Origin of the sequence: Campylobacter concisus, from assembly GCF_003048615.2 — a bacterium.
In the GTDB taxonomy this organism is placed as follows: domain Bacteria; phylum Campylobacterota; class Campylobacteria; order Campylobacterales; family Campylobacteraceae; genus Campylobacter_A; species Campylobacter_A concisus_C.
This window is the reverse complement of the sequence record NZ_CP049263.1, coordinates 16,349-28,107: the sequence shown is the minus strand read 5'-3', so window position 1 is coordinate 28,107 and position 11,759 is coordinate 16,349. Positions and strand designations below refer to the sequence as shown.

Here is an 11,759-nt window from a genome sequence, read left to right as displayed (position 1 = left end):
TCATCCTTAGATGACGAAAAATGCGATCGCCACAACAGAGAGAAACATGCCTAAAAATGTCCTTTTTGCAAGCTCGACTGGGCTAACCATAGCAATACCTGCACAAACGATAGCAGCTCCAGCGATCGGAGAAGCTGAACGTCCAAGTGAGCCTGCGATTGCTGCAGCCATACCAAGCTTATCTTGCTCAAAGCCAAGAGCAGCAGCGTTTGTTGTGACAGCTTCGTTAAATGCAAATGTAGCAGCGTCGCCTGAGCCTGTAACTATACCCATGATAAATGGCACAAATGTTCCGCCAAATTTAACGTAGCTTTGATCGGTTTTTAGCCACGCTATGACCACATCAACAGCTCCGCACGCCTTTAGACCTGCGACAAAGACGCCAGCTGCGATGATGATACCGATAACATCAGCGTAAGCGTGACCCATGCCGTTAAAGAACTCTTTTGTGATCTTTTGTGGGTTTGTAAGCGTAGCAAAGATAGCTATGATAGCACCAAGTATCATCGCCTCAGCAACGCCCATCTTTGTCCATGCCAAAAAGCTATAGTCTTTTGCTAGGCTTGTTCCGCCGATAACCAAGATGACAAGTGGGACAAGTGGCATAAGAGCGTAGATCAAATTTACTTTAAACGCTGACTTCTCTTCGCTTGCGGCACCGCTTTCAAGAGTGAAATTTGTACCTTTTTGATAGTCTTTAAATAATATTGCAACGATAGTTAGCATGACAACTACGATAACAAGAGCTGTAAATGCGCTAGGAATTTGCACTTTTATGATGTCTTGAACTGTATATCCCTCAACTGTCTTTTTAACAAGGTCAGCCACATATATGTTGTGCGCAGAGCCTGGGCTTAGGACTGAGCCAAATGTGCCTGCAAAAACAGCCGCACCAGCCATCGCAGGGCGAACGCCTGATGCCATTAGAAGCGGTATAAGCGTCGCACCAACAGCAGCCGAGCAGCCAGCAGCTGAAGGGATAGCGATATTTATAAAGTAAGTTAGCACGGTTGTTACAGGGATCAAGATAAATCCTACGTTTCTAAGTGGCTTTGTAAGAAGCGCAACAAGGTGCTTATCGCACATTGTGTATTTCATAACAAAAGCAAAACCCATACTCGCACAAATAGCCTTTATAAGCCCTGCTTTAGTCATATAGTCAGTAAAAGCACTTAGTGCTCCCATCGGTTTTAGTGCGATTATACAAAGCACCAAACCAACACCTATTAGCACCGTTCTTGTCTCTTTTTTTAAGACTAGAAGTGCTACAACTGCAACGATGCCAAGAATGGCAGCAATTAGCTTGAATGATTCCATACCTCTCTCCTTGTTTAGATTTTAAATTTAGTTCCAACTTCTATTTTTTCTATCTCTTTTTGATACTCAAATTTTAAAATTTCGCTATGTCCTATGACCTCAGCCTCGCTATCCGCTATAAGCAAAGCCGTGCCCTCAGGCAGTGCGTAGATAGTCTCTTTTGGATTTGCTATCAAAAATTCCTCCAACCTCTCCTCCCTGCTCTCGCCGTTATGACCTGCTAGTTTGCCACTTATAAAGTGCGGATTGATCTGATATGGGAAGATATTTAGGCTATCAAATGACTTTGGCATGATGATAGGCATATCATTTGTCGTCATCATCGTCTTGCCAGCGATGTTTGCACCAGCTGACCAGCCAAAGTATTTTGCGCCGTTTGCCACAGCCTCTTTTATAGGCTCAATCAAATTTAGCTTATAAAGCGTGTAAAGAAGCATAAAGGTATTACCGCCACCAACTGCGATACTGCTAGCGTTTTTGATAGCTGAAATTTTATCCTCGTAGTGGTGGATCGACTTTATATTTTTATTTTTTAGGCGGTCGATCACCTTTTGCTCGTATTCGTCATTACTTCGTCTAACTCCAGCGTAAGGGATAAATAAAATCTCCTCCTTGCCACTCTCGCCCAAGAAGTCCTTGACCCAGTTTTTGCAGTGTCTCAAGTAGCCAGTATCTTGGTAGCTTGAAGCGCTGATTAGTAAAGCATTTTTCATTTTTTAGCTCCGTTTAGTTTGTAAGCAGCCCTTAGATAGATATCAACCCCAGCGACCAAGCACTCCTCGTCAAAGTCAAATTTGCTGTTGTGATGGCCTGCTTTTAAATTTGTACCGATCATCATATATCCGCTCTTTGCGCCCCTATCTTGCAAAGCTCTCATAAAGTGAGCGAAGTCCTCGCAAGCGCCAAAATCAAGCTCTTTAACGATCTTATCATCATCTATAAACGGACTTTGCTTTGCTGCCTCATAGAAAATTTCAGTCACCTCTTTGTCGCTATTTGCTCCGCTTGTGCCACCAGTCATCACGACTTTGCTCTGGACATCATAAATTTCACTCACACCTTTTACGATATCCATGCATTTTTTATACATAAATTCATTTAAATTTGTATCTTCGCCCCTTGTTTCGCAGGCCAGATAGCCGTTTGGTGCTATGACGTTTCTGCCCTCGCCAGCTCTTAAAACGCCCACATTTATCCTAGTCACGCCCTTTGCGTGCCTTGTGATGCCATGCATGTTTAGAGCCATTTGAGCAGCGGCTAAAAGGGCGTTTGCTCCCTCTTGCGGCGCTCCTGCTGCGTGAGCTGAACGACCAGTGATATGCACGTCAAATTTTGAAGTTGCAAGCAGTTTGTTTGTGCCACAAACTATGCCACCATTTGTTTCTGCTTGAAAGCCGATGTGTCCGCCAAGTAGGTACTCAACCCCCTCAAGCACCCCAGCAGCCTCCATAGCCACAGCGCCTCTTGTGCCCTCTTCTGCTGTTTGAAATATAAATTTAAATTTGCCGTTAAAATCGTCTAAATTTTTAGCGATCAGCTTTGCAAGCGCTAGACCCATCGCCATGTGTCCATCGTGCCCACAAGCATGCGTGATACCAGCGATATCTGAGCCAAAACCCTCTTTGCAAGGTCTATGAGCAGCCTCTGCACTCTCTGTCACATCAACGCTATCTATGTCAAATCTAAATGCGCTAAATTTACCAGGCCTTTTTGTGTCGATGAAGGCTGTTAGCCCAGTTAGGCCATCTTTCATGCATTCAAGGTATTTTGCCTCGTCAGGATTTAAAAGACTTTTTGCCCGTTCGATCGCCTTTTGGCACTGCTCTTTGCTGCCAACTCCAAGCCTTGCATCGCTCTTTACGACCTCTTCGCCAAGTTTCACCTCATATCCTAGCTCGCTAAGCCTTTTTGCCAAAACCGCAGTCGTAAAAAAGGTAAACCAGCCAGTTTCTGGGTGCGAGTGAAAGTATCTGCGATCTTTGATCATGTCCTCTTTTAAAGATAGTGCTAATTTTGCTATTTTGTCCATGACTACTCCTCGTTTGAAAGTCTTATTAGTGCGTTTGTTAAAATTTTAGTTGCGGCTACTGCATCTTCAAAATTTATCGCCTCTGAAATGTTGTGGCTGATACCATCTACGCAAGGGATAAAGAGCATACCAACGCTACTTGCAAGCTTTGTTAAATTCATCGCGTCATGTCCAGCCCCACTTGGCAAAGTAAGCGTTTTTACACCAAGCTTTTTGGCTTCATCTTCAAGTAAATTTATGGCGTGCTCGCTTAGTTTTACTGGCTCGTCGCTACTTAACTCTCTTATCTCGTAGCTAAATTTAAGCTCACGGCTTAGCTCACCCACAAAATTTCTAAGCTCTAAATTTAGCTCCCCTAAGCTAGCCTTATCGATATCTCTTAGATCAACGCCAAGCCTCGCCTCTCCTGGCACGACGTTTAAAACGCCTGGTTTTGCATGCACGTAGCCAACGGTTGCGACGGCTGTTTTTTTGTTTTTGGCAAATTTATTTGCAGCGATTATAATGTGTGAAGCGGCAAGCAGAGCGTCACTACGCATATTCATCGGAGTTGCGCCGCTGTGATCGGCCTTGCCCTGTATTGTGATCTCAAATCTAATAGGTGCTGCGATCCCGCTTACCACGCCAACGCTTATGCCGCTTCGCTCAAGCACTGGGCCTTGCTCGATGTGAAGCTCAAGATAGGCGTGTAGGGAGTTTTCTTTTAGGATGGCTTCGTCTAAATTTTGTGGTTTAAACCCAGCCGCACTCATCGCCTCAAAAAGCGAGATGCCATCTTCATCTTTTAGCTCATGAAGTCTTTGCTGGCTTAGTTTGCCGCTTATTATCTTGCTGCCGATAGTGGCTGTCTTAAAGCGGCTTGACTCCTCACAGCTAAAATTTATGAGCCAAAGTGGGCGCTTTAGCTTGATGCCAGCCTCTTTTATTGCAGTTAGCGCCTCAAGACCAGCCATAACACCAAGTGTGCCGTCATAAAAGCCACCATTTGGCACGCTATCTATGTGAGAGCCCACGCAAACTGGCTTCGCGTCTGCCTCGCAACCATCATCATAGATAGCGAAGATGTTGCCGACATTGTCAATTTTAAGTTTAAAGCCATTTTTTTCTATCAAATTTATAAGAAATTTTCTTGCTTCAAGGTCCTCTTTGCTAAAGGCTAGCCTTGTCAGCCCACCACCTTTTAGCGCTCCAAACTCGCTTATAGCGTTAAAATTTGCCTCAAATCTCTTAGAATTTATCATAAAAGAACCTTAAAATATAAAAATAAACTTAAGAAAATTTATTACTTCTAGATATTTTACATTTTGTTTTATGATTCGAAGCTGAAAAAGTGTGAGAATTTTAGAATTAACCTTTTTGAAGTTTTTCGTGTATACCTTTTATGATCTCTGAAATCTTTTGCATCATTTCAAGTTTATGCGGCTTGTGAGAATTTTTGGTATCTTCACGAAATTTTTCATAGTATTTAAGTTTCAGCTTTAAAATAGCCTCTCTCAAGCTCTCTTCACTAGACGCTACTTTTGCGCTATCATCTACATATATCTCTCTAACGAGCACTGCATTAGCTTCAATTTTTGGTGCTAGAGCTGCTTGAAAATAGTTCTTGTGGTGCAAAAAGAATTTTTCTTCAAGCTCGTTAAGAACGATAGTTTCATAGCCTTTATTTGCGAGCATACTTTTTAAAATGCTAAATTCCAAAATATCAGTCTTTGTTTTTTTCTGTAAATTTTGTTCAGTTTGTCTATTTGCATTTGTAAAATTTTGACTATGTGTACTGCTATGTCTTTGATTACTAAGGCTAAATGTACCAACTTCTATCTTAAGCAAATTTGCAACAAGGTTTTCATAGCTATTTGAGATCACTGGTTTTAGCGAATTTGTAAATTCCATTATCTCTTCTAAGCACTTTTGCTTTTGTACTGGACGCGATATATCGTATTTTTTAACGATTTGTTCGATATAAAACTCACCAAGCTCAGTCCCAGAATCAAACATCTCTTTTAGCTCTTCGCTCCTACCAGCAAAGACCATATCAGCAGGATCTGCACCGCCTTTTATAATAACCACGCTTCCATCTATTTCATTTTGAGATAAAAGACGAGATGACTTTATAGCCGCATTTATGCCAGCACCATCTCCATCAAAGCAAAGCACTACGCTTATCTCGCCTCTTTTTAAAAGCGGCAAGTGACTTGTAGTAAGTGCAGTTCCTAGCACGGCAACAGCATTTGTAAAACCAGCATAGTGAAGCATAATGACATCAAGATAGCCCTCTGTAATTATTATCTGTTTTTTCTCAAAGATACTTTGCTTAGCCAGGTGATAGCCATAGAATAGCTTTGACTTATCAAATACCACACTTTGAGGTGAATTTACATATTTTGCAGGGTGATCTGAGATCGTTCTGCCACCAAAGCCAACTAGCCTTGTCGTGTGCGAGTAGATGGGAAATGTTATGCGCTCGATGAAACTAGCGTAAATTCCCTTCTCATTTTGCTTTACGATGCCAACTTCAAGCGCCTCTTTAGGCTCGATATTCTCATTTTGCAAAAGTCTAATAGTACTAGCGCTATCTCCAGCCCAGCCAAGTTCAAATTTCTCTATCATCGCATCATTTATACCGCGCGAATAAATATATCTCACAGCGGCTTCATGTTTAAAAAATTCGCTCCTATAAAAGGCATTCGCCTTTTCTAAAATGTGCTTATTTTCTTTTTGCGTTGGCGCTTTATCATTTGTATATTCGAGGCTAAAATTTACAAGACTAGCTATTCTCTCGATAGCCTCAGGGTAGGTAAGTTTTTCATAATCCATCACAAATTTAATCGCATCTCCACCAGCCTTACAGGCAAAGCAGTGAAAAATTTGCTTGCTTTGACTTATGCTCATACTAGGATTTCTATCATCGTGAAATGGGCAGACACACTTATAGTTTGCACCCATCTTTTTGACTGGCAAAAAGTGTTCTATGATGTCAACGATATCAATTTGATTTTTAAGTTTTTCAATGGATTTTGGATCTATCATAAGCAAAATTATACAACTGCTTTGTTATAATTAAAGTAAAATTTTATTACAAAGTACGAGCGTGGATATTTTTTTCATTGGACACAGAGATCCGATATTTAGCCTTATTATTCTATTTAGCATCATCTTGATGATCGCCGCTTTAAGCTATGCTTGGGGCATATTTTCTAGCAAAGATGAGAAAAAACGCATCGAGAAATTTATAAAGAAATTTGACAGCAAAGATGGCATAAGCGACGAGCACAAACAGATGCTAAAAAGCCCAGAAGTAGATATACCAAGCCTTAGCATGCTAGGTCAGACATTTGCTAAAAATGGTGACTTTGAAAAATCGATAGGCGTCTATCTCATCGCACTTGAAAAGGTAAAAGATAAAAACGAGAAGGAATTTATCCTAAACGAGCTTGGAGAGGTCTATTTTAAGGCTGGATTTTTAAAAAAAGCCAGCGAAGTCTTTGAAAAAGCGCTTGAGCTAAGTCCTAGAAATGTCCTAGCACTGCGCTTTTTAACGATGATAGATGAGAAGCTTAAAAACTATAAAGAAGCACTTTATGCACTAAATTCTCTTGAAGAGCTAGGGACAAATGTAAAAGATCAAAAGGCCTATATAAAGGCGATCAGCACGCTTGATGATAGAAATTTAAGCTTTAGCGAAAAGGTAGAAATCCTCTCGCACCTTAGCCAAAATTTTGAGCTTTTAAAGCGCATGATCTTAGCGCTTTTCATAAGACACAATGAAAATTTAGAAAATTTAAAAGATTTTGCCAAATTTGAAGATGTACTAGACCTGCTTTATAACCTAAAAACGCCTATAAATTTAGACGATGCAAAATACAAATCCCTCTTTTACGCAAAGGGCGATATAGAAGGTCCATGTGAAATTTACGGCTTTGAGCTAAATGTCATAAAAAGGCTAAAAGACGCTAAATTTGACGCAGCTGGGCTAAGCTTTAACTACGTTTGCAAAAACTGCAAAAACTCATTTCCTATGCACTTTTACCGCTGTCCGGTCTGTCACGAGCTAGGAAGTGTGAAAATTTTATCCCACATCACAGAAAAACCAAGTGAAGATAGTAACACTTTTTAGCGACGGCTCATGCCTTGGAAACCCTGGAGCTGGCGGCTGGGCTTACATTTTGAGATATAACGAAGCGCAGAAAAAAGCAAGTGGCGGTGAGGCATATACGACAAATAACCAAATGGAGCTAAAAGCTGCAATAATGGGGCTAAAAGCGCTAAAAGAGCCATGCGAGGTAAGGCTCTTTACCGATAGCTCATACGTGGCAAATAGCATAAACGAGTGGCTTGCAAACTGGCAAAAGAGAAATTTTAAAAATGTAAAAAATGTCGAGCTTTGGCAGGAGTATTTAGAAATTTCAAAGCCACATAAAGTCGTGGCTAGCTGGGTCAAGGGGCACGCTGGGCACCCTGAAAATGAGGAGTGTGACCAGATGGCAAGGGACGAGGCATTAAAAATAAAAGATGAGAATAAGATATGAAAAATTTAGAAGAATTTGAACGTAATCTTGGCTATAAATTTAAAAAATCTGAGCTTTTAGAAGAGGCGCTAACGCATAAAAGCACTAAGCAGGCGCTAAACAATGAAAGACTCGAGTTTTTGGGCGATGCGGTGATGGATCTGCTCGTGGCTGAGTATCTTTTTAAGAAATTTAGCAAGATCGCAGAGGGCGATATGAGCAAACTTCGTGCCGCGCTTGTCAATGAAAAAAGCTTTGCAAATATGGCTAGGCGGCTAAAAATGGGCGAGTTTTTAAGGCTTAGCCAAGCTGAAGAAAACAACGGCGGTAGAGAGAAAGATAGCATTTTAAGTGACGCATTTGAAGCGGTGATGGGCGCTATCTACCTAGAGGCTGGACTTCTTAAAGTGCGAGAAATTTCGATCGCCTTGCTTGAGCTTTGCTATCCGCAGATCGACTTTGCACACCTTGAAAAGGACTACAAAACAGCCCTTCAAGAGGTCACTCAAGCGACCCTTGGCGTCATACCAACATACGAGCTCATAGGCTCTTTTGGCCCTGATCATAAGAAAGAATTTGAGATAGCCTTGCTGTTAAATGGCAAAGAAATTTCACGTGCCGTTGGTAGCTCGAAAAAGCAAGCCCAACAGCTCGCAGCAAAAATTGCACTAGAAAAAATCAAAAAATAGGATAAATTTTGAATACTTTTGGCAAAAAACTAACCTTAACTAGCTTTGGCGAGAGCCACGGGGTGGCGATCGGTGGCGTGATAGACGGACTACCTGCTGGGCTAAAGATCGATGCAGACTACATCCAAAGCGAGCTTGATAAGCGTCGTCCTGGGCAAAGCAGCTTCACAACGGCAAGAGATGAGGCCGATAAGATAGAAATTTTTAGTGGCGTCTTTGACGGCATTAGCACTGGTGCACCGATAGGTTTTGCCATTTTTAACAACAACCAAAAGTCAAATGACTATGAAAATTTACGTGAGATTTTCCGCCCAGGGCATGCTGATTTTACCTATTTTAAAAAATATGGCATCAGGGATCACAGAGGTGGCGGGCGTGCAAGTGCCAGAGAGACTGCAGTAAGGGTTGCTGGCGGGGCATTTGCGCAGCTGCTTTTGAATGAATTTAAGATAGAAGTTTTAAGCGGCGTGCTTGGCATTGGCAAAGCTATTAGCGACAAGGTTGATTTTGATTTTGCCAAAAATTCGCAAATTTACGCCCTTGGCAACGAAGAGGCGATGAAAGAGGCGGTAAATAAAGCTAGAAGCGAGCACGATAGCGTTGGAGCTGTGGTTTTAAGCGTGGCTAGAGGCATGCCAGCTGGTCTTGGTGAGCCACTTTACGATAGGCTTGATAGCGCTTTGGCAGCTGCTTTAATGGGCATAAACGGCGTAAAAGCCGTAGAGATCGGCGCTGGCGTAAATGTAAGCTCTATGCTTGGCTCAGCAAACAACGACGAGATGGACGAGCTTGGCTTTTTGAGCAACAACGCTGGTGGCATACTTGGAGGCATAAGTAGCGGGGCTGAAATCGTACTAAAGAGCCATTTTAAGCCAACGCCTTCGATATTTAAAGAGCAAAAGACGCTAAATTTAGCTGGCGAGGCGGTGGATTTTGAACTACGAGGCAGGCATGATCCTTGCATAGGCATACGTGGCAGCGTCGTAGCAACCGCGATGATAAGGCTGGTTCTTGCTGATATGCTACTGCTAAATGCAAGCACAAAGCTTGAAAATTTAAAGAAAATTTACGGCTAAATTTGACTTAGCCCCAAAATGAGGGCTAAATTTCTATAAATTCTACAAAGATTGCAAAATTTTGGTTTAGAAAACGCAGCGACCAACTTGATCTCGCCTTTATATTTTTCTAAATTTGCCAAGATCCTGTGTCTGCAGTTGCTTTGAGCGATGCTAGATGTGTCTTTGTCGCGAGTTAGAATTCTCGCCTAGCACTTCAGGATCATACCATGCGCCTTTGCAGATGGCGATGACGTGCTCTGGGATGATGAGTAGCAAGCGCGCCAACTAAAATTCGCCCCTATCGTTAAATACTCTAACCACGTCGCCAGTTGCGATGTCTTTTTCTTGGCGTCATTTACGTTTATGAGCATTGGCTCTCTTGCGCTCACCTCAGCGTAGTTTCTGATCACGGAGCTACTTAGCTGTGGGTGGAGGCGGTATCTTGAGTGCGAGGTCTTTGCACTCAAATTTAGCCTTTTTCTAAAAGATTTTTATTAAATTTTTAAGCCATTTCAAACAAAATTTGCAAACTAACTTTTACCAAATTTCATCTATAATCCTCTCATGAAAAATGAAAATCCAAAGAGCAAAATTTACGCCGTTATCGACCTAAAGTCCTTTTACGCCTCGGTTGAGTGCGTAGAGCGCGGGCTTGATCCATTTAAGGCTGATCTAGTCGTGGCTGACGCTAGTCGTGGCAGTGGTGGCATCTGCTTAGCTGTCAGCCCTGCGCTTCGTGCAAAAGGGGTGAAAAACCGCTGCAGACTCTTTGAGATACCAAGAGATGTCAAATTTATCATCGCGCCGCCTAGGATGCAGTTTTACATCGACTACGCCGCAAGGATCTATGAAATTTATCTAAAATATGTCTCCAAAGAGGACATCTACGTCTATTCGATCGATGAGTGCTTCATAGACCTCACTTCTTACTTGAAATTTTACGCTCTTGGCGCAAAAGAGATGGCGAAGATGATGATGGATGAGATCTTAAAAACGACTGGCGTGACGGCGACTTGCGGCATGGGGACAAATTTATACCTCGCAAAGATCGCGCTTGATATATTAGCAAAGCACCAAGATGACGGCATCGCCTACCTTGACGAAGAGCTTTACAAAAAGCAGCTCTGGACGCACCAGCCACTAAGTGACTTTTGGCGTATCGGTAAGCAAACTAGGCTAAAGCTCGAAAAATGCGGCATCTTTTGCATGAAAGATATTGCAAATGCGCCAAAAAGCCTACTTGAAAAAATTTTTGGCGTCGATGCCTACATCACGATAGATCACGCTAACGGCATAGAGCCAACGACTATAGCTGAGATAAAGGCGTATAAACCAAGTACGAAGTCCTACTTTAGCTCAGAAATTTTGCCCAGAGACTACGAGCGCTGCGAGGCGGTGATCGTGCTAAAAGAGATGGCTGACAGGCTCGCTCTTAGGATGATAAACAAAGATGTGAGGGCGAGTGGGCTAACGATAAATGTAAGATTTGCCGATAAGCTCGAGCCACACCAGCGTACGAGTGTTCGGTTTAAAACGCCCACAAATGTCTCAAGCGTGCTGATGAGCGCGGCTGAGGAGCTGCTTTTAAACAAGATAAAAAATGCTGGGCTAATCAGGCAAATAGGCATATCAGCAAACGATGTGGTGAAAGAAAATTTGGCAGAATTTAGCCTATTTGAAGATGACACTAAGGAAAAAGCGGTGCTAAAGTCGCTAAATTTGATAAAAGAGAAATTTGGCAAAAACTCGATCCTGCGCGCGATAGACCTGCTTCCAGAAGCGACTGGGCAGGACAGAAACAAAAAGATCGGAGGGCACAAAAGTGGCGAGTAAAGATAGGGCGAAAATTTTTAGCTCGTTTAACCCACTCTCTACCCTAGAGCGAGCTCTGCGGTCAAAAGAGCGAGAAAAGGGCGAAAAACTAGAGCTTGATGAGAGTAAGGTCGATGAAATTTTAAAAAAATTAAGCGAGATAAAAATAGCTGACGAAGTGCGTGTGAGCTACCACGACGGCTTTTCATACGTAAAAAATAGCGGCCTAGTCTCAGATGTAAATTTCAAAGATAAAACCCTCATGATCGTAAAAACTAAGATCAAATTTGAGGATATAAATGAGGTGGAGATAGTTAGAAGACATTAAACCATTTTAAAATTTAGCCCC

At 42.2% G+C, this 11,759-nt stretch carries 11 protein-coding genes and 1 pseudogene; 6 read left to right on the top strand and 6 right to left on the bottom strand.

Annotated elements, in window-relative coordinates; translation table 11 throughout:
• Window positions 1–6: 6 nt before the first annotated feature.
• The 5 genes from dcuC to dnaG all read right to left on the bottom strand — a co-directional run bounded on the left by dcuC (window position 7) and on the right by dnaG (window position 6,373).
• Window positions 7–1,317, bottom strand: a complete 1,311-nt coding sequence (dcuC, locus tag CVS89_RS00125; protein ID WP_107848032.1) for a C4-dicarboxylate transporter DcuC — start codon at window positions 1,315–1,317, stop codon at window positions 7–9.
• Window positions 1,318–1,331: 14 nt separating this feature from the next.
• Window positions 1,332–2,030 (bottom strand): dipeptidase PepE, encoded by a 699-nt coding sequence (gene pepE, locus CVS89_RS00120; protein WP_107848031.1) that lies wholly within the window; start codon window positions 2,028–2,030, stop codon window positions 1,332–1,334.
• Entirely contained in the window at window positions 2,027–3,346 is a 1,320-nt protein-coding gene (locus CVS89_RS00115) for an amidohydrolase (RefSeq protein ID WP_103616540.1), read from the bottom strand. Before CVS89_RS00115 ends, pepE begins: the two co-directional genes overlap by 4 nt.
• A 2-nt stretch (window positions 3,347–3,348) precedes the next feature.
• Window positions 3,349–4,587: a M20 family metallo-hydrolase gene (locus CVS89_RS00110; protein ID WP_107848030.1), complete on the bottom strand. Its 1,239-nt coding sequence runs from the start codon at window positions 4,585–4,587 to the stop codon at window positions 3,349–3,351.
• 106 nt (window positions 4,588–4,693) lie between these two features.
• Window positions 4,694–6,373 carry a DNA primase gene (gene dnaG / locus CVS89_RS00105; RefSeq protein ID WP_107848049.1) on the bottom strand — a complete coding sequence of 560 codons (1,680 nt, stop codon included), beginning with the start codon at window positions 6,371–6,373 and terminating at the stop codon, window positions 4,694–4,696.
• A 61-nt stretch (window positions 6,374–6,434) separates the two neighbouring features.
• Between dnaG and CVS89_RS00100 the strand changes: the two genes are divergently transcribed.
• From CVS89_RS00100 to aroC, 4 genes are read left to right on the top strand one after another with little or no spacing between them, the layout of a single operon-like run.
• Window positions 6,435–7,460: a tetratricopeptide repeat protein gene (locus tag CVS89_RS00100; protein WP_103575680.1), complete on the top strand. Its 1,026-nt coding sequence runs from the start codon at window positions 6,435–6,437 to the stop codon at window positions 7,458–7,460.
• Entirely contained in the window at window positions 7,438–7,872 is a 435-nt protein-coding gene (gene rnhA, locus CVS89_RS00095) for a ribonuclease HI (RefSeq protein WP_107848029.1), read from the top strand. The genes CVS89_RS00100 and rnhA overlap by 23 nt, the downstream gene beginning before the upstream one ends.
• The gene (rnc, locus tag CVS89_RS00090; protein WP_107848028.1) at window positions 7,869–8,540 is read left to right on the top strand and encodes a ribonuclease III; all 672 of its coding nucleotides are present in this window, start codon (window positions 7,869–7,871) and stop codon (window positions 8,538–8,540) included. Before rnhA ends, rnc begins: the two co-directional genes overlap by 4 nt.
• 8 nt (window positions 8,541–8,548) lie before the next feature.
• Window positions 8,549–9,616 carry a chorismate synthase gene (gene aroC / locus CVS89_RS00085; RefSeq protein ID WP_107848027.1) on the top strand — a complete coding sequence of 356 codons (1,068 nt, stop codon included), beginning with the start codon at window positions 8,549–8,551 and terminating at the stop codon, window positions 9,614–9,616.
• Here aroC and CVS89_RS10165 read toward each other — a convergent pair.
• A pseudogene (locus tag CVS89_RS10165) lies at window positions 9,613–10,056 on the bottom strand (molybdopterin dinucleotide binding domain-containing protein); the annotation flags it as partial. The gene aroC and the pseudogene CVS89_RS10165 overlap by 4 nt on opposite strands.
• Window positions 10,057–10,162: 106 nt before the next feature.
• Between CVS89_RS10165 and CVS89_RS00075 the strand changes: the two are divergent.
• Both CVS89_RS00075 and CVS89_RS00070 read left to right on the top strand, forming a co-directional pair.
• Window positions 10,163–11,431, top strand: a complete 1,269-nt coding sequence (locus tag CVS89_RS00075; protein WP_107848026.1) for a DNA repair protein — start codon at window positions 10,163–10,165, stop codon at window positions 11,429–11,431.
• A complete protein-coding gene (locus CVS89_RS00070) occupies window positions 11,421–11,738 on the top strand; it encodes a YolD-like family protein (protein ID WP_233091255.1) in 318 nt (105 codons plus the stop codon). Before CVS89_RS00075 ends, CVS89_RS00070 begins: the two co-directional genes overlap by 11 nt.
• Window positions 11,739–11,759 lie beyond the last annotated feature (21 nt).